This is a genomic window from Streptomyces sp. MGP-BFMKR1 (assembly GCF_057766585.1).
The window spans coordinates 5,708,920-5,733,384 of the sequence record NZ_CM173408.1 but is presented as its reverse complement, the minus strand read 5'-3'; the positions used below and the strand labels follow the sequence as shown (position 1 = coordinate 5,733,384).

General features: G+C 72.5%; 22 protein-coding genes and 1 tRNA gene. 11 read left to right on the top strand and 12 right to left on the bottom strand.

Going from position 1 to position 24,465, the window contains the following annotated elements; all coding sequences use genetic code 11:
* Positions 1-174 precede the first annotated feature (174 nt).
* The 7 genes from AC3CHW_RS22640 to AC3CHW_RS22610 all read right to left on the bottom strand — a co-directional run bounded on the left by AC3CHW_RS22640 (position 175) and on the right by AC3CHW_RS22610 (position 7,615).
* Positions 175-1,959: a DEAD/DEAH box helicase gene (locus tag AC3CHW_RS22640; RefSeq protein ID WP_359323871.1), complete on the bottom strand. Its 1,785-nt coding sequence runs from the start codon at positions 1,957-1,959 to the stop codon at positions 175-177.
* Positions 1,960-2,104: 145 nt separating this feature from the next.
* The gene (locus tag AC3CHW_RS22635) at positions 2,105-2,482 is read right to left on the bottom strand and encodes a type II toxin-antitoxin system death-on-curing family toxin (protein ID WP_187062828.1); all 378 of its coding nucleotides are present in this window, start codon (positions 2,480-2,482) and stop codon (positions 2,105-2,107) included.
* Positions 2,482-2,679 carry an Arc family DNA-binding protein gene (locus AC3CHW_RS22630; RefSeq protein WP_187062827.1) on the bottom strand — a complete coding sequence of 66 codons (198 nt, stop codon included), beginning with the start codon at positions 2,677-2,679 and terminating at the stop codon, positions 2,482-2,484. Before AC3CHW_RS22630 ends, AC3CHW_RS22635 begins: the two co-directional genes overlap by 1 nt.
* A gap of 32 nt (positions 2,680-2,711) precedes the next feature.
* Positions 2,712-4,400 carry an MFS transporter gene (locus tag AC3CHW_RS22625; protein ID WP_488467670.1) on the bottom strand — a complete coding sequence of 563 codons (1,689 nt, stop codon included), beginning with the start codon at positions 4,398-4,400 and terminating at the stop codon, positions 2,712-2,714.
* A gap of 352 nt (positions 4,401-4,752) precedes the next feature.
* The gene (locus AC3CHW_RS22620; protein ID WP_488471138.1) at positions 4,753-5,874 is read right to left on the bottom strand and encodes a YeiH family protein; all 1,122 of its coding nucleotides are present in this window, start codon (positions 5,872-5,874) and stop codon (positions 4,753-4,755) included.
* Positions 5,875-5,945: 71 nt separating this feature from the next.
* Positions 5,946-6,518 carry a cysteine dioxygenase family protein gene (locus tag AC3CHW_RS22615; protein WP_176161880.1) on the bottom strand — a complete coding sequence of 191 codons (573 nt, stop codon included), beginning with the start codon at positions 6,516-6,518 and terminating at the stop codon, positions 5,946-5,948.
* A 191-nt stretch (positions 6,519-6,709) separates the two neighbouring features.
* Positions 6,710-7,615, bottom strand: a complete 906-nt coding sequence (locus AC3CHW_RS22610) for a LysR family transcriptional regulator (protein ID WP_398610777.1) — start codon at positions 7,613-7,615, stop codon at positions 6,710-6,712.
* Between the two features lie 288 nt (positions 7,616-7,903).
* Between AC3CHW_RS22610 and AC3CHW_RS22605 the strand changes: the two genes are divergently transcribed.
* Complete coding sequence (locus tag AC3CHW_RS22605) at positions 7,904-8,809, top strand: alpha/beta fold hydrolase (protein WP_488467669.1); 906 nt, start codon at positions 7,904-7,906, stop codon at positions 8,807-8,809.
* Positions 8,810-9,317: 508 nt separating this feature from the next.
* Positions 9,318-9,389, top strand: a tRNA-Cys gene (locus tag AC3CHW_RS22600).
* Positions 9,390-9,497: 108 nt separating this feature from the next.
* Here the strand turns inward: AC3CHW_RS22600 and AC3CHW_RS22595 are convergent.
* A complete protein-coding gene (locus AC3CHW_RS22595; RefSeq protein ID WP_488467668.1) occupies positions 9,498-9,839 on the bottom strand; it encodes a DUF1330 domain-containing protein in 342 nt (113 codons plus the stop codon).
* Positions 9,840-10,248: 409 nt separating this feature from the next.
* Between AC3CHW_RS22595 and AC3CHW_RS22590 the strand changes: the two genes are divergently transcribed.
* Genes AC3CHW_RS22590 through AC3CHW_RS22580 form a run of 3 tightly spaced genes read left to right on the top strand, consistent with a single transcriptional unit; the run spans position 10,249 to position 11,801 of the window.
* The gene (locus AC3CHW_RS22590; RefSeq protein WP_488467667.1) at positions 10,249-10,461 is read left to right on the top strand and encodes a hypothetical protein; all 213 of its coding nucleotides are present in this window, start codon (positions 10,249-10,251) and stop codon (positions 10,459-10,461) included.
* The gene (locus AC3CHW_RS22585) at positions 10,445-10,969 is read left to right on the top strand and encodes a DUF6879 family protein (protein WP_488467666.1); all 525 of its coding nucleotides are present in this window, start codon (positions 10,445-10,447) and stop codon (positions 10,967-10,969) included. The genes AC3CHW_RS22590 and AC3CHW_RS22585 overlap by 17 nt, the downstream gene beginning before the upstream one ends.
* The gene (locus AC3CHW_RS22580) at positions 10,959-11,801 is read left to right on the top strand and encodes a helix-turn-helix domain-containing protein (protein WP_488467665.1); all 843 of its coding nucleotides are present in this window, start codon (positions 10,959-10,961) and stop codon (positions 11,799-11,801) included. The genes AC3CHW_RS22585 and AC3CHW_RS22580 overlap by 11 nt, the downstream gene beginning before the upstream one ends.
* A 666-nt stretch (positions 11,802-12,467) precedes the next feature.
* Here the strand turns inward: AC3CHW_RS22580 and AC3CHW_RS22575 are convergent.
* Together AC3CHW_RS22575 and AC3CHW_RS22570 are read right to left on the bottom strand one after the other, a co-directional pair.
* A complete protein-coding gene (locus AC3CHW_RS22575; protein ID WP_398610783.1) occupies positions 12,468-12,686 on the bottom strand; it encodes a DUF397 domain-containing protein in 219 nt (72 codons plus the stop codon).
* Positions 12,683-13,741 (bottom strand): helix-turn-helix domain-containing protein, encoded by a 1,059-nt coding sequence (locus tag AC3CHW_RS22570; RefSeq protein WP_488467664.1) that lies wholly within the window; start codon positions 13,739-13,741, stop codon positions 12,683-12,685. The genes AC3CHW_RS22575 and AC3CHW_RS22570 overlap by 4 nt, the downstream gene beginning before the upstream one ends.
* Positions 13,742-14,058: 317 nt before the next feature.
* Here AC3CHW_RS22570 and AC3CHW_RS22565 point away from each other — a divergent pair, with 317 nt between their 5' ends.
* From AC3CHW_RS22565 to AC3CHW_RS22545, 5 genes are all read left to right on the top strand, one after another.
* Complete coding sequence (locus AC3CHW_RS22565) at positions 14,059-14,424, top strand: hypothetical protein (protein WP_488467663.1); 366 nt, start codon at positions 14,059-14,061, stop codon at positions 14,422-14,424.
* Positions 14,421-14,894 (top strand): NUDIX hydrolase, encoded by a 474-nt coding sequence (locus AC3CHW_RS22560; protein WP_488467662.1) that lies wholly within the window; start codon positions 14,421-14,423, stop codon positions 14,892-14,894. The genes AC3CHW_RS22565 and AC3CHW_RS22560 overlap by 4 nt, the downstream gene beginning before the upstream one ends.
* A gap of 127 nt (positions 14,895-15,021) precedes the next feature.
* A complete protein-coding gene (locus AC3CHW_RS22555) occupies positions 15,022-15,441 on the top strand; it encodes a GNAT family N-acetyltransferase (RefSeq protein ID WP_488467661.1) in 420 nt (139 codons plus the stop codon).
* Between the two features lie 409 nt (positions 15,442-15,850).
* Positions 15,851-19,999: an amino acid adenylation domain-containing protein gene (locus AC3CHW_RS22550; RefSeq protein WP_488467660.1), complete on the top strand. Its 4,149-nt coding sequence runs from the start codon at positions 15,851-15,853 to the stop codon at positions 19,997-19,999.
* 34 nt (positions 20,000-20,033) lie between these two features.
* Complete coding sequence (locus AC3CHW_RS22545) at positions 20,034-20,249, top strand: MbtH family protein (protein WP_176161886.1); 216 nt, start codon at positions 20,034-20,036, stop codon at positions 20,247-20,249.
* Between the two features lie 83 nt (positions 20,250-20,332).
* Here the strand turns inward: AC3CHW_RS22545 and AC3CHW_RS22540 are convergent, their stop codons facing one another.
* Complete coding sequence (locus tag AC3CHW_RS22540; RefSeq protein ID WP_488467659.1) at positions 20,333-20,959, bottom strand: TetR/AcrR family transcriptional regulator; 627 nt, start codon at positions 20,957-20,959, stop codon at positions 20,333-20,335.
* Between the two features lie 213 nt (positions 20,960-21,172).
* Between AC3CHW_RS22540 and AC3CHW_RS22535 the strand changes: the two genes are divergently transcribed.
* Positions 21,173-21,805 (top strand): DUF2867 domain-containing protein, encoded by a 633-nt coding sequence (locus AC3CHW_RS22535; protein ID WP_488467658.1) that lies wholly within the window; start codon positions 21,173-21,175, stop codon positions 21,803-21,805.
* A gap of 194 nt (positions 21,806-21,999) precedes the next feature.
* On the opposite strand, the gene AC3CHW_RS22530 is transcribed toward AC3CHW_RS22535, so the two are convergent.
* Positions 22,000-24,339 carry a xanthine dehydrogenase family protein molybdopterin-binding subunit gene (locus AC3CHW_RS22530; protein ID WP_488467657.1) on the bottom strand — a complete coding sequence of 780 codons (2,340 nt, stop codon included), beginning with the start codon at positions 24,337-24,339 and terminating at the stop codon, positions 22,000-22,002.
* Positions 24,340-24,465 lie beyond the last annotated feature (126 nt).

The window sequence follows — 24,465 nt, the reverse complement described above, 5'->3', positions numbered from 1 at the left end:
GACGGTGCGCCGGGCCGACCGTACGGCGAGGTAGCGCGCCCGGGGGCGCGCCGACCCCGCGACGGGGGCGGGTCCGGATCTGCCACGAGGGCCGGCGACGGGGGCGGGGTTCGGGCCGGCGACGGGGGCCGGGCTCGGGCCGGCGACGGGCGCGGGTCCGGGCCGGCCGCGCCGTCAGCGCATGCGGGTGGCCCACTCCCGGACCTTCTTGATCCGCTCACGGATCTGGCCGGCGGTGGCCTCGGCGCTCGGCGGGCCGCCGCAGACCCGGCGCAGCTCGGTGTGGATCACGCCGTGCGGCTTGCCGCTCTGGTGCACGTACGCGCCGACCAGGCCGTTCAACTCCTTGCGCAGGGCGAGGAGTTCCTTGTGGCTGACGACGGGGCGACGGTCGGCGGGCAGTTCGAGGAGGTCGGCCTCCTCGTCGGGCTTCTTGCGGCTGTGCGCGATCTGCCGCGACTGCCGACGTTGGAGCAGCATCTGCACCTGGTCGGGTTCGAGCAGGCCCGGGATGCCGAGGTAGTCCTGCTCCTCCTCGCTGCCGGGGTGTGCCTGCATGCCGAACTCGGCGCCGTCGTAGAGCACCCGGTCGAAGACGGCGTCCGACTCCAGCGCCTCGAAGGAGAGTTGGTCCTGCTCGCCGGTGTCCTCGTCCTGCTGCCGCTCGGCCTCCTGGAGGAGCTTGTCCTCCTCCGCGTACGGGTTGTCCTCACCCTCCTTCTTGGGCTTGTCGAGGACGTGGTCGCGCTCGACCTCCATCTCGTTCGCGAAGCCGAGCAGCGTCGGGATGGTCGGCAGGAAGACGGAGGCGGTCTCGCCGCGCCGCCGGGAACGTACGAAGCGGCCCACGGCCTGCGCGAAGAACAGCGGCGTCGAGACGGTGGTGGCGTACACGCCGACCGCGAGCCGGGGCACGTCCACGCCCTCGGACACCATGCGCACCGCGACCATCCAGCGGCTGTCGGACTGGCTGAACTCGTCGATGCGCTGCGAGGCCGCGCTCTCGTCGGAGAGCACGACCGTCGGCCCGTCGCCGGTGATCTTGCGCAGCAGCTTGGCGTACGCGCGGGCCTGCTCCTGGTCGCTGGCGATCACCAGGCCGCCGGCGTCCGGGATGGCCTTGCGCACCTCGCTGAGGCGGCGGTCGGCGGCGGCCAGCACGTTGGGCATCCACTCGCCGCGCGGGTCGAGCGCGGTGCGCCACGCCTGCGAGATGGCGTCCTTGGTCATCGGCTCGCCGAGCCGGGCCTCGATCTCGTCGCCGGCCTTGGTCCGCCAGCGCATGTTCCCGCTGTACGACAGGAAGATCACCGGGCGCACGACGCCGTCGCCGAGCGCGTTGCCGTAGCCGTACGTGTAGTCGGCCGAGGAGCGGCGGATGCCGTCGTTGCCCTCCTCGTACGTCACGAACGGGATCGGGTTGGTGTCCGAGCGGAAGGGCGTGCCGGTCAGCGCGAGCCGGCGGGTGGCCGGGTCGAACGCCTCCAGGCACGCCTCGCCCCAGGACTTGGAGTCGCCCGCGTGGTGGATCTCGTCCAGGATGACCAGCGTCTTGCGCTGCTCGCAGCGGTTGCGGTGCAGCATGGGGCGCACGCCGACGCCCGCGTAGGTCACGGCCACGCCGTGGTACTCGCGGCTGACCGGGCCGGCCGAGTACTCCGGGTCGAGCTTGATGCCGACCCGCGCCGCGGCCTCGGCCCACTGCTTTTTGAGGTGCTCGGTCGGGGCGACCACGGTGACCTGCTGCACGACGTGGTGGTGCAGCAGCCAGGAGGCCAGCGTCAGGGCGAAGGTGGTCTTACCGGCGCCGGGCGTCGCGACGGCCAGGAAGTCGCGCGGCTGCTCCTGGATGTACTTGTCCATCGCCCCCTGCTGCCAGGCACGCAGCTTGTTCGCCGTACCCCAGGGGGCCCGGCCGGGGAAGGCGGGTGAGAGGTGGTGGTTCGCGGTGGTAGTCACGGTCTCCGTCGGGCTGGCTCGGGATCGGCAACCGCGTCAGCGTACCCGTGCCACCACCCCCGGTACGGGCGTACGGGGGGTGGTGGGGCGGGGGTGGGACTCAGGTCACACTCCCCCCGCCCCCGTCACGCCGGGGCGTGGATGTTTACGCCGAGGAGGCCGCGAATCGCGGCAGCAATTCCGCGATCTTGGGTACGTCCAGCTCGCCCTGGGCCACGTTCAAGACGAAGCGCTCGGCCTCGTCCACGTCGAAGCCCTCGACCAGCGGATGGCCATTGACGTGCAGAAAGACCCAGGTCGCGTACCAGGCGAGGCGCTTGTTGCCGTCCACCATGGCGTGGTTTCGGGCCAGCGACTCCATCAGCGCGGCGGCCTTCTGCCATACGTCGGGGTACGCGTCCTGGCCGAACACGCTGGCCTGGGGGCGAGCGAGTGCGGACTCCAGCAATCCGTAGTCGCGCACCTCGCTCTCCCCGAGACGCTGGGCGAGCCCCAGCAACTGGGGCAGGTCCAGGAACTTCATCAGGCGAGCCTCCGGTTCAGCTCGGCGCTGACCTTCAGCACGTGATCGGCGGCCTCGTTGTAGAGCCGGGAGTGTTCGTTTATGGCGACCATCACGGCGTCGTGAGCGAACGCCTGCATGCTGCGCCCCTCAGCTTCCGCGCGTTCTCTGAGGGCGTCGAGTTCTTCTTCCGTGAAACGCAGGTTGAGTGCAGCCATAGCGGCACGGTACCACGTGGTACCACGCCGTACTACGCCTTCCCCGGCCGCAGCCGCGTCGTCACGAACGCCCCGACCAGGGCCATCGCGGCCATGCCGAGCAGGACCGCGGCGAAGGCGGCCGGGTGGTCGCTGGAGCCGGCGGCGTCGGCCGCGTCGTGCGTGCCGACCGTGGCGGAGCCGCCGCCGAAGGCGACGAAGAGCACGCCGCTCGCGCCGAGCAGCGAGATGTTGCCGAGCGCGTCGGAGACCTGGAGCGATGCCGCGTTGGAGCCCGAGTCCTCCGGGCGGGAGAGCTTGAGCAGCAGCACGCTGCCGCCCGAGATCGTCACGCCCATGCCGAAGCCGCCGATGACCCAGGAGGCGGCGACGATCCACGCGGGCACCCCGTCGATCAGCGCGGTGGCCGCCAGCGCGATGGACAGCGCGATCATGAGCATGCCGAGGCCCATCAGCCGCTCCCGGTGCGCGTCCAGGCGCGGCCGGCTCTGCGCGTACGAGCCGAGCGCCCAGGTCAGGCCGCCGCCGGTGAGCGAGAGGCCGGCCATCGTCGGGGACAGGCCGCGCTCGGTGACGAGCATCAGCGGCACGAAGGACTCGGCGCCCAGGAAGGTGCCGGCCGCCAGGCCGCGCAGCAGCACCACCGACGGCAGCCCGCGCGCGGCGCGGAAGGTGCCGGCGGGCAGCAGTCGTAGGACGCACGGCACGAGCAGCGCGGCGCCGGCGACGCCGGGCAGCAGCGAGAGCCAGCGCAGGTCCTGCACGGCGAGCTGGAGCAGCCCGGCGCCGGCCGCGACCGCGAGGGCCAGCAGGATGCGGCGGCGGTCCATCGCCGCGCTGTGCCCGCCGGGCGGCAGCTTGCGCAGCGCGGGCAGCATCACCATCAGCGGCAGCAGCACCAGGACGGGCATGCCGAGGAAGACCCAGCGCCACCCGACGTGCTCGGCGATCGTGCCGGCCACCACCGGGCCGACGATCACGGGCAGCACCCAGGCGGCGGAGAACGAGGCGAGCACGGCGGGCTGGAGCCGCTGTGGGAAGGCGCGGCCGACGACGACGTACAGCGACACGATGACCAGGCCGCCGCCGGTGCCCTGGACGCCGCGGCCGACGATGAACATCCACATCTGCGTGGCCGAGCCCGCGACGACCAGTCCCGCGCCGAACGCGGCGACGCCGGCGAACAGCGGCGCCAGCGGGCCCCTGCGGTCGCACCACTCACCGGAGAGCGTCATGGCGAACAGGCTGGCGGTGAAGTAACCGGAGAAGGCGAAGGCGTAATGCTCGACGCCGTCGAGCCGCTCGGCCGCCACCGGCATGACCGTGGTGACCGCGCTCGCCTCGAAGGCGATGAGCGAGACGACGGAGATGATCCCGAGGGTGAGCGCGCGGTAGGCCCGGCTGAAGACGGTGGCCTCGCTCGCGGGGATCTCGGCGTCGGCCCCGTCCCGGGCGCGGTCCCGGGCTCCGCCCTGGGCCTCGTCCCCGGTCGCGTCGCCGGTTGCGTTGCCGACTCCGCCGTCGGGCCGGTCGTCGGGCGCCTCGCGGGGTGGGGCTCCGGTCGCCGTGGCGGTGTCGGGCGCGGGGCGGGAGGGGCGGGGCGGGGCGGGGGCGTCGGGTGCGGCGCCGGATATGCCGCCGGCGGCCCGGACGGTACCCGCGCCGCCGGCGGGTGTGGGGGCCGCGCCGGCATCCACGGAGCGCGGATCGAGGTCGGTCATGGCGTCAGAGTAAGGGCCACGAACCGAGTTGACCCCTGTCTGAAGGCGGTGTTCCGCTCGGCCATCGGGCCTACGCCCTCGGCGTCATCCGGGGCGCGGCGCGGCCCCGTGCGCGGCCGTGGCCAGGCGGTCGGGGGCACCCGCCGACGCGACCGTACGGGAGATGCCGACGCCCCGCGCGAGGCCCCCCACGCGAGGCCCCCGCGCGGGACGACGGGGCCGGGCCCGGGGCTCGTACGGCCGTACGTTCCCGGGCCCGGCGCCGCGCGTGGCCCGGGCCCGGGGGTGGTGGGCCCGGCGCCTGGCGGCGGCCGGGGTGGCGCGGTGGGAGGAGTCCGCGCGGGCCGGGCCGCTACGCCGTCAGCAGGACGCCCGCGTACGAGACGCCCCCGATCACCACCCACGAGCACAGGCCGAGCGCGGCGACCCGGCCGCCCGTGCGGGCCAGCGTGGGCAGGTGCACCGCGCTGCCGAGGCCGAACAGGGCGGCGGCCAGCAGGAGTTCCTGCGCGTGCCCGGCGACGTCGATGGCGGCGCCGGGCAGCACGCCGGTGCTGCGCAGGGCGACCATCGCCAGGAAGCCGGCGACGAACAGGGGCACCAGCGGCGGCCGGCGGGTGGCGGCCCCGGGCCGCCCCTCGCCGGCGGGCGCGTCCGTCCGTGTGCGGGCCCGGGCCCGTACGGACAGGGCCACGGCCGCCACCAGGGGCGCGAGCATCGCCACGCGCATGAGCTTGACCAGCACCGCGTCGCCGAGCGCGGCGGAGCCCGCGGTCTGCGCGGTGGCCACCACCTGCCCCACGTCGTGCACGCTGGCCCCGGCCCAGCGGCCGAACTCCGCGTCGCTGAGCCCGAGCGGGTGTTGCAGCAGCGGAAGTACGGCGATGGCGAGGGTGCCGCACAGGGTCACCAGGGCCACCGAGGTCGCCACGTCCCGCTCGTCGCTGTCGGACGCCTCGCTGACCGCGCCGATCGCGGAGGCGCCGCAGATCGAGTAGCCGGTGGCGATCAGCAGCGGCTGGTCGCCCTGGAGGCCGAGCTTGCGGCCGAGCCACAGGGTGCCGAAGAACGTCGCCCCGACCACGGCGAACACCATGCCCACCGTCGCCCAGCCGAGGCCGAGCACGTCGTCCAGGCTCAGCTTGAGGCCGAGCAGCACGATGCCCAGGCGCATCAGACGCTTGCCGGCGTACGACAGGCCGGGGCGGCAGCGGCCCCGTACCAGGGCGCGCACGCCGCGTACGTGCGCCGCGACCACGCCGAGCACCACCGCGATGGTCAGCATCGGGACGGCGGGCAGCAGTTGGTGCGCCGTCCAGGCCACGGCGACGCCGCCGGCGGCGAGCGCGAGGCCGCTCAGCTTGCCCGAACGGGCACGCGCGGGCGGCGGTTGTTCGTCCCGCCCCGTGTTCGATCGGGCAGGCGTGCTGGGCGGCGGGGGCAGCGCGGCTGCCGCCCGGGGTGGGGCGGGCAGGGCGCTCACGGGGCGCGGGTGGGGGCGCGGGTGCGCCCGTAGCTGGGTCGGGTGGGCCGAGCGCGGCCGGCTCACAGCTCGTCCGCGGGTAGCTCGTACACGCGGCGCACACTGGTGCCGAGCCGCGCGATGTCGGCCCCGTAGATGTGGATCGAGATGGCCGTCTCGGTGCCGGCGTTGCACACCCGGTGGATGTCGCCGGGGGGCGCGAAGCCGCACACCGAGCCGAGCGGGTTGACGACGTCCTGGGTGGCCACCAGGCGCGAGGTGGCTCCGTCGGAGACCAGGCGGTAGCGGCGCTCGCTCTCCTCGCCCTCGTGCACCCCGGTCACGCACCAGGACACGTGGTCGTGGATGGACGTCCGCTGGCCCGGCAGCCACACCAGTGCCACGACGGAGAAGCTGCCGTCCCGCTCGGCGTAGAGCAGGTGCTGCCGGTAGGTGTCGGGGTCGCCCTCGCGCTGCTCGTCGGTGAGGAGGTCGGGACAGGTGAGGTGGGGGCCGAGCCGTTCGCCCACCAGGTAGGCCGTCAGGTCCGGCGGCAGGCCCCGACCCACGGCCTCCCGCACGTCCTCGACGAGGGCGTCGAGACGCGCGGTCGTGCGTGCGGCCCGAAAGGGCGTGGGAGCGGTCGGAGTACGCATGCTCGAAGCCTCACGCCGGCCCCCGCGCGCCGTCTAACAACAGTTCCTTGGCCGCACCGGGGCCCGCGCTTATGGATGGCCGCGCGCACGGGCCGGCGCGGGCGGTGGGCGAGCGGCGGCTCCGGATGCCGCGCGGCGGCCGTGCCACGGGCCGCGCGATCGGCGACAACGGCAGCGCCGGGGTCAGTGGATCAGCAGCCGACGCGGCGCTCGGCGGCGGCCCGCAGTTCGTCGAGGACCAGCGCGGTGGCCGGAACGCGCAGGTGCTCGCGGAGCACGTACGCCGAGACCTGCCGGCGCGAGGCCGGGTCCAGGGCCCGCCCCGCGACCTTCTGGTGGCACAGGAAGGACAGCACCAGCGAGGGCATCATGGCCACCCCCACGCCCGCCGCGACCAGGCTCTGCACGACGAGGTTGTCGTCGGAGGTGAAGGCGATGTCGGGCGCGAAGCCCTGCTCGGCGCACTCGTGCAGGAAGTTGGCCCGACATCGCAGGCAGCCGGCGATCCACCGTTCCTCGGCCAGGTCGACGAGCTTGACCGCGCGCCGCCTGGCCAGCGGGTGCCCCGTGGGCAGCAGGATCGTGAGCTGGTCCTCGAACAGGCGCACCTCCACCACCTCGTCCGGCACCTCCTCGTGCAGGCCGGGATAGGTGAAGGCCAGCGTGATGTCGCACTCGCCGCGCGCGAGGCGGCCCAGCGACTCCGGCGGCTCGCCCTCCAGGAGTTCCACCCGCACGCCGGGGTGGCCGACCGCGAGCGAGGCCATGACCTCGGGTATCAGCGTCGCGCTGGCGCTGGGGAAGGCGCACACCCGCACCCGGCCCGCGCGCAGCCGGGTGATGGCGTCCATCTGCTGCTGGGCCGTGGCGATGGTGTCGAGGATGACGTCGGCGTGCCGGGCCAGCGCCTCGCCCGCCTCGGTCAACCGCATCTGCCGGCCAACGCGGGTGAACAGCGCGGTGCCGACGTCCCGTTCCAGGGCCTTCATCTGCTGCGTGATCGCGGGCTGCGTATAGCCGAGCACGCGGGCCGCGCCGGAGTACGAGCCGGCTTTCAGGACCTCGCGGAACGTGTGGATGTGCCGGGAATCGAACACGCCTTCATCATAAGCAGATGTTGGGGTTGAGCGGCAGATCCCCTCGTTACGCGTATAGAAGGGCCCTCGGCACGCACCTCTGGCGCCCCACCCGCACCAAGCCGCAGGCCAACGCCGCGCACTCGGCGCACCCCTCCCCCGCCCCGGCCCGCGACGGAGACCACCGGCCCCGCCCGCCGTAACCCGCCAGCCCCGTGTCCCGGCACCCCGCCGGCCTCGCGCGCCGGGACGACGCGCCCCGCGCGCACGCCGCGCGGGACGGGCGGGCGGATGCGGCAAGCTGGACGAATGTCGCATGCCACCGCACCGCACGCCCTGCGCCCCGGCGCGCACCGGTACGCCTCGTACGACGGCGCCGAACTCGCCTACCGCGTCCTCGGCCCGCGCGACGGGGCCGCCGCGCCGCCGCTGGTCTGCCTTGCCGGCGGCCCCGGCCGGGACGCCGCGTACCTCGGCGACCTCGGCGGGCTCGACGAGCACCGGCCGCTGGTCGTCCCCGACAGCCGTGGCACCGGCGCCTCGCCGCCCGCCGCCGACCCGAGCGGCTACGCGTTCCCCCGCCTCGCCCAGGACCTGGAGGCCCTGCGCCAGCACCTCGGCCTCGAGCGGTTCACGCTGCTCGCCCACGACGCCGCGGCGGCGACGGCCCAGGCGTACGCCGCGGCCCACCCCGAGCGGCTCAGCCACCTCGTCCTGGTCTGCCCCGGCGCCCGACTCCAGGGCGAACTCCCCGACGACGCCCGCGAGATCTTCGAGGCCCGCTCCGACGAGCCCTGGTGGGAGGACGCGTACGCGGCGGTCCAGGCCCTGCCCACCGCCTCCGACCTGGACGACGTACGCGACCTGCTGCGCCGCGCCGCGCCGCTGGCCTACGGCCGCTGGGAGGAGCCGCAGCGGGCGCACGCGGCGAGCGAGGGCGCCCAACTCGGCCCCGTCCCCCGGGCCGGCTTCTGGCAGGGCGTGGACGAGGCGGCCCGCCTCGCGCTGGTGGAACGGCTGCGGGCGGTGCGCTGCCCGGCGCTCGTGGTGACCGGCGCCCGGGACGGCGTGACCGGCGTACGCGCCGGCGAACTCGTCGCCGCCTCCCTCGCCCACGCCAGCGCCCGCGCGCTCCCCGAGGTGGGCCACTTCCCATGGGTGGACGCGCCGGACCTCTTCCGCACGACGGTGGAGGACTTCGTACGCGGGGCGTAGGCCCTGCCCGGGCGTAGGCCCTGCCCGGGCGGGGGGCCCTGCCCGGGCAGGGGTCGGAGGCCGGGGCGCGGGGCGCGGGGTTGGGGAGTCGGGGCTCGGCTCGTGCGGGTGTGTCTGTGGGGGCGCGACGGCGGCCGTACGGGGGTGGCGGGCCCTCGTGCGCGGGCGCTTACGCGGGGCGGGCTTCGGAGTGGATGGCAGTGGAGGCGGGTGGTGGTGCCGGGGCCGGGGGCCGATCGGGCAACTCAACTTGCCCCATCGCGCAGGCCCGCGACAGGCCCGCTTCGGGCCCGCGCGGCGGCCGAACCTCGCCTCACCAGGAGGCTCGCCACCGCGGGGGCCGCAGTCGATCGTGGCGGCCTTGTTGCGGTCACATGGCAAGCGCCGCGCATTCGTTGACCAACCCGCCCCGCACCGGCTTTAGTCATCTCAGCGACACCGCAACACCCCCGGCGAACGGCCCGATTCCCTCCCCACGGAGCGGAACCGGAACCTACGCCGGAAGCCCGGCCGTGTGCCCGAGTGGTTCAGGGGCTCGCCTGCAAAGCGAGTTACGTGGGTTCGATTCCCGCCACGGCCTCTTCGCAAGGGGTTTCCTCCCGGCGGCGGGGGGATTTCCCACCGCCGCCGGGATCTTCCGCGCGGCGGGGAATTCCCCTCCACGGCGGCGGGTATCTCCCCGCGGCGCTCAGCCGGCTTCCGCGCGCAACACGCGGGCCCGCTCGGCCGGGTCGTAGTCCGGCCCGACGCCCTCGATCAGCAGCACGTCACCCTCGATGTGATCGGTACGCAGCCGCAGAATGGCCTGGTAGGCGGGCGAGTCGTACCAGGCGCGCGCATCGGCGAGGCTCGGAAACTCGATCAACACCATGCTGCCGGGCCACGCACCTTCCAGAACCTCGGCCGGCGGCCCGTGAATGACGAACCGCCCGGCGAAGGGGTCGAGCGTGGCCTGGATGCGCTCCAGGTATTCGATGATGTCGGAGTGATTCCGACGGCTGCGGAGATGAGCGAAGCCGTACGCGGTCATCACGGATCACCTTCGTTCAGAGCGTGGGTTGGGCAGGGCCCAAAAGGTAGTGAGGGCGGCTGGGCGGGGCGATTACCTCGGGGGTAAACGCGAGGCGCCGGGGAGCGTTGTCGCCGTGCGCGTCGGGGTGGGGGCGGGGAGGCCGGCTGGCGACCGGGCGGCGGCGAGGTGCCGTCGGTCTTGTCGCACTCGCGCTCATCGCGCGGCCCCGCCAACGGGCGCCCGCCGAGCGCCTCTCGCCGGTCCCCGGACTGCGCGCCCAGCGCCCGGAACAACGACTTCACAGCCGCACAGCAGGCTCCTTACCCGACTACGCGAATATTGGCCTTGTCGCGTGGACGTCCACGACCCCCCGCCCGTAGCGTCGTCGCAGGGGCCCAACCAGGGCCATCCGCAAGGGGGTTTCAGCATGGCGCGGGAGGAACTGACCCGGCTGACCGGCAACGGGAACGGGAACGGCACCTGCGGCAAGGATGACTGCCCGAACGTCTACCGCACCACCAGCGGCTCGTTCGTCATCCAGGGCGAGCTGTCTCAGGCATTCACGACGCCCGAGGGGGAAGGGCTTGTGAAGATCCCCGAAAGCGTGTTGCGGGAGGCGGTACGTGTACTTGGCTGGTGAGGAGTGGGCGGCGCGGTTCGAGGACTTCCAACAGGAAGCGTGGCGGATTGAGACCTTGCCTCAGTACCTCATGCCGCAGGAGGAGAAAGAGTTCGCGGCATTCCTGTCCGGGAGGCGGGCCGACCCGTACGCCGTGTCGAACGAGTACACCGAGAGGCTGCGTCGCCAGGCAGCGGCGGGACGTGTCCAGGGACGCGTACACGTCGTGAACCGACCGCTCACGGACTACCTGCGTTTCGAGTTCTCGCAGTACTACGCACCCCATGCGCTAGCCGGAGAGCAGATCCGGATTCTCGACGTAACCGACCGGAACAATCCGCTGGCCGGCGTCCAGGACTTCTGGATGTTCGACAGCAGCGAGGTCGTGCTCATGCACTACGAGGCCGACGGCACGCAGATCAGCCGCGAGGTGTACGAGGGGGACGTCACGCCGTTCCTCGAGTACCAGCGCATCGCACTGGCCGAGTCGGTTCCCTTCGAGGAGTACGTGAAGGGCCTTGACGTTTGATCCCCAGAGGCTAGGTCAATCCAGGTCAGACCTGGCAGAGGTGCTGAGAGACCAGCGCAAGCGAGCCGGGCGAACACAGACCTGGCTCGCTCGCCGCTGCAACATGTCCCAGACGAGGGTGAGCAACATCGAGAGCGGTAAGCTCACGCCTTCGCTCGTCGATGTCGAGTTGATCCTGGAAGCGCTCGGAATAGACGGTCCGGTCAGCGCCGAGGCCCGCTCACTGGCCCGGGTCGCCAACACGGAGTGGCAGGATCAGTGGTCGTCCCGCCGCAGAGGCTTGGACAAGAAGCAGAACGAGCTGGCCAGACTCGAATCCATCTCGACAGAGTTCCGGTTCTTCCTGCTGTCCATGATCACAGGCTTACTCGCGACACCAGACTACGTACGCGCCAGCCTTGCCGACGTCCCCGGTGACCAGTCGAAGACCATCGCGAAGAAATTGGAGCGCCAGCGCGTTCTCTATGACTCTGCCAAGTCGTTCACCTTCGTTCTCACCGAGCAGGCGGTCAGGTGGCCGCTACTCCCCCCGGTGGCCATGGCCGTGCAACTCGATCGACTTGCTTCCGTCTCCCGCATTCCCAGTGTGCGCCTTGGTGTTGTCCCGCTGGACGGGCATATACCCGAGAAGCCGCTGAACACGTTCACGGTCTACGACCGCCGGCTGGCCACGGTCGAGACGAGCACCGGCGCGTTGCTCCTGCGCGACCATCGAGACGTGACGGCCTATCTTCGGGATTTCGAAACCTACGAGCGACACGCCGTCTTCGGTGATGAATGCCGAGGTCTCCTCGCCGAGTGGGCATCGACATTCACCCGACGCCGCGCCTAGCGCTGCGCGCTCCAGCCGCCTGACAGACGTACGGAACCGCACCGAGGAGCGGAAATCCGCACCCTGTTGACAAGAAGCAGCAGAAGCAACTTTGATCTTTTACCCGATGACGCGCATAAAGGCTATCCCTTCCCCTCTCCGCCCTTACCTTGAATTACGTCAACGAGTCCGGCGAGAGCAGGGCCAGGCAAGGCGTTTCCACGTGCAGGAAACCGGCCGGCCGCTTGTCGCCCCCTTTCCGCGACTCGCCGAGAGAGATATCCGCTAGCCACGCCTCACGCCGTTCGGCGATAGCGCGGCACGCGGAGAGAAGGAGGTGGGTAGTGAGCACCACTGCCGTCGATTCGTACGAAACGCGTATCCCTGACGCGGAGGGTTGGCGCGGCATTCCCTTCCAGCATCCCGGAGGCACGCGAGCTGTCGCAGAGGGCGACGGCGGAAAGCACGATGGCGGCCCGATGCCTCCGGAGGCGCCACGGGAGCCCGCTCCCCGGGACGGTGACTCCGGCGCCGAGAAAGCCATGCCCCGCGCATAGGTCATGGCGACCGCTGTAGCGCCGTCGTCCTCCCGAGAGTTCGACGCTCCTCGCGGCGGTCCTCACACGCCAGCCGGCACCACATAGCCCCCGACCTTCCCGGTCGGGGGCTACGCCATGCGGTACCGGCTCACGCGCCGAAGTCGCCCGCCCTGACCCCCGCCACGAACGCGGACCAGGCCGCGGCCTCGAACAACAACGCCGGGCCCTGCGGGTCCTTCGAGTCACGAACCGGAACGACGCCACTGACCGCCGCGCGACCAGGGGCCCACTCCACGCACGCGCCACCATTGCCGTTGCTGTAACTACTCTTCACCCATATCGAAGGGCCAGACGCTGCAGTGCTCATGGACAGATCTCCCTCATCGCTGCTTCGATCCGAGCCTGGGACGCCTCGGGGGACAGAGCGGCGGCTCTGGCTAGATCGTAGGACAGGGTGCAAGCGTCCACTAACGCCTTGCCCTCCAGCACTTGACCGGTATGCGGCCCTTCGACGTAAGCGAGTGGCGGGGCATCAGGAAACCGCAGAATGATGAGTTCGGCTGACAGCAGTGCGTGCGCCCCCGCACTGAGCGGGAGAATCTGCAGCACCAACTTGTTGGCGTTGATCAACTCCAGCACGTAGCCCAACTGGCGGGCCCACACGTCCGGCGTTCCGACCGGTCGAACTAGTACGGACTCGTCCAGAATCACCATGAGCTGTGGACGGTCCTCGGAGGCCAGGATCTCGGCGCGCGCCATCCGACCAGCGACCAGGCTCTCCACCTCTTCCGGGCTTCGGAACGGCGAGAACGCTCGCGTGATCGCCGTGGCGTACTCCTTCGTCTGCACGATGCCGGGGAAGAAGGACTGGCTGTACCAGTCGATACGCGTGGCCCGGGCTTCCAGCTCGACCACGGCCGCGAAGTAGTCCGCGACCTCCGGTGAGCCGTGCGAACTGGCGTTGACGGCCATTTCGAATGCGGCGAGTACGGCGCCGTCCGCGTCCAGGGCCCTGTCGAGCGCTTTCACCAACTTTCCCTCCGGCCGCCGGACCGCGTGTTCGATGTGACTGACGTACTGCTTCGAGACATGCACGGCATCAGCCACGTCAACCTGACTCTGGTTCCCGCGATATCGGCGTACTACAGCTCCGAAGTACGCCCACGGGTCCTTTGTCGCGTCTAACTCCTTGGGCGTGAACACAGGCACGTCCTCTCTGACTACAGGTGACTGTAGACACGGGGTCGCTTCCACATCGCTGAACGTCGCACCAACCTGTTGAGGGCAACGCAGAAAAGCGAACGTGGAGGTCTCGCGGTGTCTCAAGGGGAAGAGTCCGACGACGTGGACAGCAGTGTTGGCGACGGTCGCGGTGGCTTCGAGAAGCCGACCGTGACCGCTCCTTCGAAACTCGAACGCCATTCCGAGAACTGTGGACAGACACAGGACAATCCAATGAGCCATAGCCCTGCCCCCAACCCACCCGACGTCGAACTGAGCGCGCTGAGCGCCAGGCACGTACGCGATGCGCGAGAGGAACCGCGAGCCGGCGTACGCGAGGCGGGGCGCGCCAACGCCCATGTGGCTGCGCTGGGTTCGCGCGCCGGCAGACGGCACGCCCCGCACACGACGACCGCACGGGCCAAGGCGCTTCACGACACCGATCAGCACCGTAAGGCCATCGACTCGTCGCGTGTCCAGCGGCTTCGGGCACAACCCCTCGAACGAGGTGATGTCGCGTGCTGACGCGCCTCGTCTTCGAGGGTGCGCACCGCGTCATCGTGCGCGGCGTCGCCCTTCGTTTCTTCCTGCGTACCGACCGCAGTAGCGACACCCACAACGCCAACGACACCAGCAAGCCCGACAGCGCGTGGGCGCCCGTCACGGACGTCGACTTCCAACACGCCTACGAACTCGCCCTCTTCGACCCCGACGCCCTGCGCGAGGACGTGTTGTGCCCCAACGCGCGACGCGTCGAGCACACCACGGCCGAGGGCTGGCTCTGGTCGGACGGCTGTGGCTCAGTGGGGCTGTGCACCTTCGATGACCGGACGCCCGAGGAGTGCGCCGGCATGGCACAGCTCACGAGGAGGGTGACACCGTGACGCCCCGCCAGACCTGGGTCCACCTGCTCGTCTGGCTCCCGGCCGACCCCGCCGCGCCGATGGACGTCAGCCGGGCCTGGCCTCGCGTGCTGCAGGTGGTCAGGGACGGCGGAGTCGGGCCGCCCGGCGTGCTCCTGCGGGGTGGCGAGTCGCTTCGGCAGGCCGCGGCGCGGGTGAGCGGTGCCCTGGGGTTGCGCGCCCCGGTGGGGCGGCCCGCGCTGCTGGCCGTTGACCAGTGGCCGGCGGAGCCGGGGGCCGGCCACGGGGACCAGATGGTGGTGGTACTCGACGGCGGGGCGCTCGCGACGGCCGGCCTGCCGCCGTGCGGCGAGTGCGGCCGGCCGCACCTGGTGTGGACGCGGCGTGCGGAACTCGGAGAGCGCAGCGCCCTGGCGCACGCCCTGCGGGCGCGGGTGCTCGGCCACCAGCCGCTCACGTTGTGGCGGGGCGAACCCAGCGCCGAGAACTAAGCGACGCACCGCCCCCACCAAACGCCCACCCCACGGAAATCACCACCCGCACACGCCACCCGCTCCGCTATTCTCCGCATTCCGTGCCCGGCATGCGTTGCCGGTGCAGCGAGGAAGGGGCGGTGGCGTGGAGATTCGGCGGGCTGGGGAAATTCGTGAGGTGGTCGCGGCCGAGCACCTTTTCGACGGGCCGGCCCGGGTCGGCGCGGCGGAGCGTTTTCTGCATGAGTCGGGGCATCACCTGCTGATCGCCTATGTGGCGGAACGGCCCGTCGGAATGATCACCGGTGTAGAGACCACACACCCCGACAAGGGAACCGAGATGTTCCTGTATGAACTTTCGGTGGACCCCGCGTATCGGCGGCGCGGCGTCGGGGGCTCGCTGGTCCGGGCGCTGGCGGAGCTGGCGCGGGATCGGGGGTGTTACGGCATGTGGGTCGGTACGGAACGCGACAACACGGCGGCGCTCGCCACCTACCGCGGGGCGGGAGGCACGGACGAGGAGGACTTCGTGGCCCTGACGTGGTCGTTCCGGAACCACGACTGAACCACATCGCCCGAAACGCGAGCAATACAACGGGGGAATGGGAAATGTGACCTACGCGAAGTGTCACCCACTCGCGTCAGGCCACGTGTTACTACCCGTAACTGACCCCCCTAAATGGACCCCTATGGCACCCCTAGCGAGGTATTGGCCACCACGGGTCTGCAAACTCTATTCACGTGGCCGTCACGGAACAGTTTCACCATCCTCATAAACTCAGGGGACTTCGCCGGCAACCCCTACGATGTGGCCTGAATCCCCTCTCGGTGGCCACCACGGCGCGGTTCGGCTCTTAAGATCATCGTGCGGCTTACCCGTCGTTGTGGTGGCTGAACATCGGCCAACGACCGGGCCGACTCCCTCCATTTCGCTAGCGCACGAGGTGAAAGTTTTGCGGTCTGAGACTCGCGAAATGCGACTCCCGCTGTCCAACGGGCAAAACGAGATCTGGTTCAGCCAGCAGCTCGATCCGGAGAGCACCCAGTTCCGGATCGGCGAGTACATAGAAATACACGGCCCGGTGGACGCCGGGCTGATGGAAAAGGCGATGCGGCAGGCCGTCGCGGAGGCCGAGCCGCTCAACACGCGGTTCGGCGACGACGGCGGAATTCCCTGGCAGGTGTACGAGCCGATCACCGAATGGGACTTCCCCGTCCTCGACGTCAGCGCCGAGGACGACCCGGACGCGGCGGCCGAGGAGTGGATGCGGGCCGACCTCGCGCGCGTCCTCGACCTCACCCGCGACCCGCTGTTCCGGTACGCGCTGTTCAAGCTGGAGCCGGAACGGTACGCCTGGTACCAGGGGCTGCACCACATCGTCACGGACGCGGCGGGCGGCGCCCTCGTGGCCCGTAGGACCGCGGAGCTGTACACCGCGTTCGCCACCGGAACCGACGCCCCGCCCTCTCCCCTGGGACCGTTGCGGCTCCTGCTCGACAAAGACGCGCAATACCGGGCATCGGATGATTTCGCCAAGGACCGGGAATACTGGACCGAGCGCTTTCGCGACTATCCGGAACCGGCGCGACTCGCCGGCCGGCGGGCCACCGTCTTCGAATCCCGTATCCGCGAGACGGTGTTCCTCAGCGAGGAGGAGGCGGTACGGCTGCGCGCTTCGGCCCGGGCCGCCGGAACGCACTGGTCCGCACTGATGATCGCGGCGACCGCCGCCTACCTGCACCGGCTCACCGGCGAGCGCGACATCATCCTGAGCCTGCCGGTCGCGGCGCGTACCGACGCGGAAACGCGCACCGTCCCCGGCATGTTCGCCAACCTGCTGCCGCTGCGCATTCCGGTACACGGCGAAACGCGTATTCGCGACCTGCTCAAGCAGGTCTCGCGCGAGGTGCGGCAGGCGCTGCGGCACCAGCGTTACCGGAAGATCGACCTCGCCCGGGACCTCCAGTTGCCGGACGGCGGGCGCGGGTTCAACGGCCCGCACGTCAACATCATGTCCTTCGGCTACGACTTCACCTACGACGGGCACCGCGTCACCGCGCACAACCTCTCCAACGGGCTGGTCGAAGACCTGGCGATCATGGCGTACGACCGGTCGGACGGCACCGGCATCCGTATCGACCTCAACGCCAACACCGACCTGTACTCCGAGGCGGAGCTGGCCACGCACCGGCGCCGCTTCATCGACCTGGTGTCCGAGTTCGCCGACGCCGACCCGGAGGCGCAGCAGCGCACCGTGGGCGGCATCGAGTTGCTGAGCGCGGAGGAGCGGGAGCGCGTCCTCTTCGACTGGAGCGGGGGCACCAGGGCGAGCGACACCGGCGGCGAGGGCACGTCCGTGGCCACGGCGACCACCGACGCCGCCGAAGCCGCCGAAGCCGCCGAAGCCGCCGCCGACACCCTCCCCGCGCTGCTCGCCGCGCAGGCGACCCGTACCCCCGAGCGGCAGGCGCTCGTCGCCGGCGACGAGCGGCTCAGCTACGCCGAGTTGGACGCCGCGGCCAGCCGCCTGGCGCACCTGCTCGCCGCGCGCGGCGCCGGGCCCGAGCGGACCGTGGCCGTCGCGCTCCCCCGCTCCGCCGACCTCGTGGTGACGCTGCTCGCCGTGCTCAAGACGGGCGCCGCGTACCTGCCGCTCGACCTCGACCACCCGGCCGAGCGCCTCGGCTACCTGCTCACCGACGCGGCGCCCGCCCTGCTGGTCACCCGATCCGACGCCGCGCCCGAGGTCGACCCGGCCGCCGACGTACCGACGCTCACCCTCGATGACAGCGATGTCAGGCAGGTGCTCGCCACCCAGCCCGCCGACGCGCCCCTGCCGCACCCGCCGCTGCCCGCGCACCCGGCGTACGTGATCTACACCTCCGGCTCCACCGGCCGGCCCAAGGGCGTCCCCGTACCGCACGAGGCCATCGTGAATCGGCTGCGCTGGATGCAGGACGCGTACCAACTGGACGCCGAAGACCGGGTGTTGCAGAAGACCACGGCCGGGTTCGACGTGTCGGTGTGGGAGTTCTTCTGGCCGCTGCTGGCCGGCGCGACGCTGGTGCTGGCCCGCCCCGGCGGCCACAGGGACCCGGTCTACCTGGCCCGCGTCATCCAGGAGCAGTCCATCACCACGGCCCACTTCGTGCCGCCGATGCTGGACGTCTTCCTCGCCGAGCCGGACGCCGCCCGGTGCCGGAGCCTGCGCCGCGTCTTCTGCAGCGGCGAGGCGCTGTCCCGGGAGACCGCGGAGCGCTTCCACGCGGAGCTGCCGCAGGCGCGGCTGCACAACCTGTACGGGCCGACCGAGGCGGCCGTCGACGTGACGTACCACCCGGTCGAGCCGGGTGAGAGCGGCCCGGTGCCGATCGGGCGGCCGGTCGCCGGCACCCGGCTGTACGTCCTGGACGAGGGGCTGCGGCCGTGCCCGCCCGGCGCGCCGGGTGAGCTGTACCTGGCCGGGGTGCAACTGGCCCGCGGCTACCACCGCCGCCCCGCGCTGACGGCCGGCCGGTTCGTCGCCGACCCGTACGCCCATCTGTACGGCGTCCCGGGCGAGCGCATGTACCGCACCGGGGACCTGGCGCGCTGGCGCGCGGACGGCGCCGTCGAGTACCTCGGCCGCACCGACCACCAGGTGAAGCTGCGCGGCTTCCGCATCGAACTGGGCGAGATCGAGGCCGCGTTGCGCGCGCTGCCGCGGGTCGCCCAGGCGGTGGCCCTCGTCCGCACCGACACCCCCGGCGACCAACGCCTGGTCGCCTACGTGACGGCGGAGCCGTCGGATGTGGCGAATGCGGCGGGCGCGGACGGGAACGGGGCGTCGCCGCTGGACGTCCCGGCCCTGCGCGCGCGGCTCGGCCGTACGCTGCCCGACTACATGGTGCCGGCCGCGTTCGTCGTCCTGGACGCGCTGCCGCTGAACGTCAACGGCAAGGTGGACCGGGCGGCGCTGCCCGCCCCCGACGTCACCGCCAGCGCCGCCGGCCGGCCGCCGCGCACCCCGCACGAGGAGTTGCTGTGCGAGCTGTTCGGCGAGGTGCTGGGGCTGTCCCAGGTCACCATCGACGACGACTTCTTCCACCTCGGCGGGCACTCGCTGCTCGCCTCCCAGCTCGTGAGCCGGGTCCGTTCGGCGCACGGCGTGGAGCTGACCATCCGTGACCTGTTCGCCGCGCCGACGCCCGAGCGCCTGGCGCACCGTCTGGACGCGGCGCTCGCGGCGGCGACGGGGTCGGGGCCGGCCGCGCGCCACGGCCTGGAGCCGCTGCTCGCGCTGCGCGCCGACGGCACCCGGCCCCCGCTGTTCTGCGTCCACCCCGGCGGCGGGCTCGGCTGGCTCTACTCCGGGCTGCTGCCGCACCTGGGCGTGGACCAGCCGGTGTACGTGCTCCAGGCGCGCGCGCTGAGCGAGCCGGGCAGCCACCCGTCGGCGGTGGCCGAGATGGCCGCCGACTACCTGACGCAGATCCGCGCCGTGCAGCCGAGCGGCCCGTACCACCTGCTCGGCTGGTCCTTCGGCGGGCTGGTGGCGCACTCGATGGCCGTCCAGTTGCAGCGGGCGGGCGAGGAGACGGGGCTGCTGGCCGTGCTCGACGCGTACCCCGACTACCGGCACACCTTCGACGACCTGCCGCGGCTCAGCAAGCGGCAGTGGCTGGGCCTGCTCCTGGACGACGTCGGCGGGCGCGACCTGACCGCGCCGGGGCCGGAGGCGGCCGGGGCGCCGGCGGAGGAGGAGTTGGCGGCCGACCTCAGCCGCGAGACGGGTCTTCCCGCGCACCTCCTGGAGGGCCGGGAGAGCTTCCCGCTGCTCGACATCTTCCGCAACGACCTGGAGCTGATGCGCACGTTCACGCCGGAGGCGTACGCGGGCGACATGCTGCTGTTCACCGCCGACCTGGACATCCCCGGCTACCAGCGCGACCCTGCGCACACGCCGCGGGCGTGGGAGCCGTACGTGGGCGGGCTGCTTGACGTGCACCGGGTGCGGGCCCAGCACTACCACCTGATGCGGCCCGAGCACGTCGCGGTCATCGGCCCGGTGGTGGCCGCCGCGCTGCGCAGCCCGCGCACCGCCGCCTCCTCGGCGGCGGCCCGGCCCGCCCTGGCGCACTGACCACGCCAGCCCCCACCCCACGGAAGGACCACCCATGACGAACCCGTTCGACGACGAGGACGCCCGCTACCTCGTGCTCGTCAACGCCGAGGGCCAGCACTCGCTGTGGCCCGCCATCACCCCCGTACCGGCGGGCTGGACGGTGGCGCACCCCGAGGACAGCCGCGCCGCGTGCGTGGCCTACGTCGAGGAGCACTGGAGCGACCTGCGCCCGGCCAGCCTGCGCCGGCTGACGGAGCCGGCCGGCTGACGGCCGCCGTACGACGACGAGCGGGCCGGGTCGCGCGGAGCGACCCGGCTCGCTCCCTCGTGTGGCCCCCGTGACCGCGCGGGTCAGGCGGGCGTGATCCGGGGCGCCGGGGGGTCCTGGGTCGCCAGGGCCACCGCCGCGTCGAGGAGCGCGGAGGTCAGGGCGGGGAGTTCGGCGGGGGGCTCGGACAGCAGGAACAGCCAGGCGAAGGCGGGGCCGACGAGCAGGGCGTTGAGCACGGCCGGGTCGGGGCGGGTGGTGAGTTCACCGCGCGCGCTCGCGTGGTCGAGGATCTCGGTCAGGGTCCGGCGCTGGGCCCCCAGGTACCTCTCGGTGAACCGGTCGTGGAGCGCGGGGTCGGCGTGGATGTCGGCCAACAGGCCGGGGACCGTCCCCGGTGGCGGAGACGCCATGGCCTCCGCGACCTCGGCGAGCACGGCGGCCAGGTCGGCGCGGAGCGACCCGTGGTCGGGTGGCACGGCCAGGAACCGGTCCGGCAGCAGGACATCGAAGATCATCTCTTGCTTGGTGGCGTGGCGCCGGTAGATCGCCGCCTTGCCCACGCCGGCCCGCGCGGCCACCTCGGCCATCGTGAGGCGCGGGTATCCCACCTCGACCAGCAGCTCCCGTACGGCGGTGGCGATGGCGTCGTCGACGCGGCTGTCCCGGGGCCGGCCCCCCGGGTTACGTGCTTGCTTTCGAGCGGGCATGGGCGCATCATACGGAACCAGGAGTAACGAAACCGGTAGTTCCAAAACGGTCGGTCTCGTTACTCCGCCGCGACCGTGTCCCGGCACACCGTCCGCGCTGAGGAGCGTGGCCCGGGCAGGCGCCGTCGCGGCCATCGACGGGCGGCCGGCCGGCCGCACCACCGCCGGTTCCGGCCCCATCGGCAGAGCACACCCGCTCGGAAGGAACGACCGATGCGCATCCCGAAAGCCGCCCACACCGCACAGCCGTGGCGGGTCCACGAGTTCACCCGGGACTTCCGGATCGAGGACGTGTGGTCCTTCCGCGCGCCCGACGCCGGGCCCGACGACTTCCCCGTGATGCTCAAGGCGCTGAAGACGGCCTACGACACCCGGAGGGACCCCGCCCCGGTCCGGTTTCTGTTCGCGGTGCGCTGGAAGCTCGGCGCCCTGCTCGGCTGGGACACTCCCCAGGCGGGCCTGGGCGGGCGGGTCACCTCGCTGCGCGACCGGCTCCCGCCGGACCTCGCGCGGACCGTGCGCGACGCCGTCCCCTGCACCGACCCGTTCTCCGACGTCTACCAGCTCGACAACGAGGCGGCCCGCGAACTGGGCAACAAGACCGTCCACACCATCATGCACCTGGGCTGGGTGCCCACCGACGACGGCGGACACGAACTGCGCATGGCGGCGCTGGTCAAGGACAACGGACTGTTCGGCCGGCTCTACATGGCCGCGATCCTCCCGTTCCGGTACCTCGTCGTCTACCCGGCGCTGACCCGCCAGTGGGAACGCGCCTGGCTCGACCACGGCCGCCCGAACCGGCACGCCGGGAACGGCCCACGCACGACCGCCGGCCCCCACTGACCCACCCGGCACGGCCGCTGGCGGGCGGGCCGGGCGGCCATGACGTCGGCCGCGACGAGCACGCGCGGGGGGCCCGGGCACGGGGGCCGGGCACAGGGGGCTCGGGCACCGGGCCGGGCACGGGGTCGGGCGTGCTGGTGGTCGTGCTCGTACGCAGGGACGGCTGGGGGCTGGCCCGGTGGGCCGGGCCAGCCCTAGCGCCGCTCGTCGTGCGCGACGGCCGACTGGGGCCGGATCGGCAGCCGGCCCACCGGGCGGCCGGTGGCCGCGCGCACGGCGGAGGCGATCGCCGCCGGGGAGGTGACGACCGGCACCGCGCTGACCGCCTTGGCGCCGAACGGCGCCACCACGTCGCGCTCCTCGATCAGCTTCACGATCTTGATGTCGGGCACGTCGAGCGCGGTCGGCAGGGCGTAACCCGTCAGGTCGGGGTGGCGGACGATGCCGCGCGAGGTGCGCAGGTTCTCCCTGAGGGCGGCGCCGATGCCCTGCGTGACGCCGGCCTCGATGCGCGCCCTGAGCTGCCGCGGGTTCAGCGCGCGCCCCACGTCCTGGGCCACCGTCAGCTCGACCACGCGGACGGCGCCGAGTTCCACGTCCACGTCCACCACGGCCCGGATCGCGCAGAACGCGAGCCCCACGTACGCGTCGCCCTGCCCCGAGTCGTCCAGCGGCTCCGTCGGGTGCGGCCGGCACTGCGCCGTGGCCCACAGCTCCTTGCCCTCCAGCGCCTCGGCCACGGTCGTGCTGAGCACCCCGTCGTACGAGGTGATCTTGCCGTCGGCGATGGTCAGCAGCTCCGTCGACATGCCGAACTTGTGCGCCAGGGGCTGGAGGAGTTGCGTACGGACCATCTTCGCGGCCCGCTCCACCGCGCCGCCCGACACCCAGGTGTGACGGCCACGGGCGGCGGGCCCGGCCGGTGGCTGGTCGGTGTCGACGGGCGCGATGTGCACCTCCTCGACGCCCAGGGTCTCCTGCACGATCTGCCGGGCCAGCGTGCTGAAGCCCTGCCCGGTCTCCACGGCGGCGCAGACCACGGTGGCCACCGAGCCCTGCACCTTGACGGTGGCCGTGGACACCTCGTCGGTGCCCTCGGCGCCCAGCATGTGCACCATGCCGAGCCCGTAGCCGACGCCGCGCCGCACGGCCTGCGGGTCGCCCGCGCCGTCCGGGCCGCCGGGCAGCAGCCACTCGCTCTCGTCCGCGTCGGCGTCGTCCCCCGGCAGCGCGGGCAGCGGCTCGTCGCGGACCGCGGTCAGCAGGTCGGCCACGGGGGCCGGGCAGGTGACGGTCTGGCCGGTGGGCAGCAGGTCGCCGGTGGCCATGACGTTGCGCATGCGCAACTCGGCCGGGTCGAGGCCGAGCTTGGCCGCCAGCTTGTCCATCTGGCCCTCGTACGCCGCGCACACCTGCATCGCGCCCTCGCCACGCACGTGGCCCGAGGGCGGGTTGTTGGTGCGCACCGCCCAGCCCTCGATGAACGCGTGCGGCACCACGTACGGGCCGCAGGCGAAGGAGACGGCGGCGGCCAGCGCGTCGGCCGAGGTGTCGGCGTAGGCGCCGGCGTCCAGCAGGATCTGCGCCTCGACCTTGAGCAACGTGCCCTCGGCGTCGGCGTGGTGGCGGTAGCGCAGCAACGTGGGGTGGCGGTGCGCGTGCCCGAGGAAGGACTCCTCGCGGGTCGCGGCCAGCTTGACCGGGTGGCCGGTACGCAGCGCGAGCAGGCCGAGCGGCAGCAGCATGCCGGCGTCCTCCCGCTCGCCCATGGCGCCCGGCACGCCGGTCACGACGACCTTCACCAACTCGGGCGGCAGCCCGTAGCAGGCGGCGGCCAGGTCGCGGTCGGCGTGCGGGTCGGTGGAGGCGGTGTACAGCTCCACGCCGCCGTCCGGGCGCGGCACGGCGAGCCCGGCCTCGGCGCCGATCGGCGCCGGGTCCTGGCGCCCGATCCGGTACACGCCCTCGACGATGACGTCGCCGACCACGCTCGGGTCGCCGTAGCTGAGCGGGATGTGCCGGATGAGGTTGCCGTCGGGGTGCAGCGGCTCGGCGCTGAACGCCTGCTCCGGGTCGGTGACCGGGTCGAGGACCTCGTACTCGACGGCGATGGCCGCCGCCGCGAGACGGGCCGTGTCGGGGTGGTCGGCGGCCACGGCGGCGATCGGCTCACCGTGGTGGCGCACCAACTCGGCGGCGAACACGGGCCGGTCCAGGACCTTGCGCCCGTGCGCGGCGTCGCCCGGCACGTCCGCGTGCGTGACCACCGTCCGCACGCCCGGCATGGCAGCCGCCGCCGTGGTGTCGATGGAGACGATGCGCGCGTGCGGGTGCGGGGAGCGCAGCACCGCGGCCCACAGCAGCCCCTCGGCCCACAGGTCGGCGGCGTACGGGAAGACGCCCTGCGTCTTGGCGATGGAGTCGAGCGGCGGCACGGACACGCCGAGCCCGTGCGGTGCCGGCGGCCCCGGCACCGCACCGACCGCCGTCGCAGGCACGGTGGCGGCGCCGTGGCCGTCCGCGGTTCCCGTCATGCCGATTGCCTTCCGCTGCCGCCGTCGTCGTGAAGCGCCCCGTCGCCGTAGGCGCGGTCCTGACCGCCGTAGGCGATGTCCTGGCCGCCGTAGGGGAGATCCTGACCGCCGTAGGCGGGGTCCTGG

Coding starts and splice junctions, on each gene's coding strand:
- AC3CHW_RS22635 (WP_187062828.1), bottom strand. CDS start 2,482: ATGAAGTTCCTGGACCTGCCCCAGTTGCTGGGGCTCGCCCAGCGTCTC.
- AC3CHW_RS22630 (WP_187062827.1), bottom strand. CDS start 2,679: ATGGCTGCACTCAACCTGCGTTTCACGGAAGAAGAACTCGACGCCCTC.
- AC3CHW_RS22625 (WP_488467670.1), bottom strand. CDS start 4,400: ATGACCGACCTCGATCCGCGCTCCGTGGATGCCGGCGCGGCCCCCACA.
- AC3CHW_RS22615 (WP_176161880.1), bottom strand. CDS start 6,518: ATGCGTACTCCGACCGCTCCCACGCCCTTTCGGGCCGCACGCACGACC.
- AC3CHW_RS22605 (WP_488467669.1), top strand. CDS start 7,904: ATGTCGCATGCCACCGCACCGCACGCCCTGCGCCCCGGCGCGCACCGG.
- AC3CHW_RS22595 (WP_488467668.1), bottom strand. CDS start 9,839: ATGACCGCGTACGGCTTCGCTCATCTCCGCAGCCGTCGGAATCACTCC.
- AC3CHW_RS22590 (WP_488467667.1), top strand. CDS start 10,249: ATGGCGCGGGAGGAACTGACCCGGCTGACCGGCAACGGGAACGGGAAC.
- AC3CHW_RS22575 (WP_398610783.1), bottom strand. CDS start 12,686: ATGAGCACTGCAGCGTCTGGCCCTTCGATATGGGTGAAGAGTAGTTAC.
- AC3CHW_RS22570 (WP_488467664.1), bottom strand. CDS start 13,741: ATGGCGTTCGAGTTTCGAAGGAGCGGTCACGGTCGGCTTCTCGAAGCC.
- AC3CHW_RS22550 (WP_488467660.1), top strand. CDS start 15,851: ATGCGACTCCCGCTGTCCAACGGGCAAAACGAGATCTGGTTCAGCCAG.
- AC3CHW_RS22545 (WP_176161886.1), top strand. CDS start 20,034: ATGACGAACCCGTTCGACGACGAGGACGCCCGCTACCTCGTGCTCGTC.
- AC3CHW_RS22540 (WP_488467659.1), bottom strand. CDS start 20,959: ATGCCCGCTCGAAAGCAAGCACGTAACCCGGGGGGCCGGCCCCGGGAC.
- AC3CHW_RS22535 (WP_488467658.1), top strand. CDS start 21,173: ATGCGCATCCCGAAAGCCGCCCACACCGCACAGCCGTGGCGGGTCCAC.
- AC3CHW_RS22530 (WP_488467657.1), bottom strand. CDS start 24,339: ATGACGGGAACCGCGGACGGCCACGGCGCCGCCACCGTGCCTGCGACG.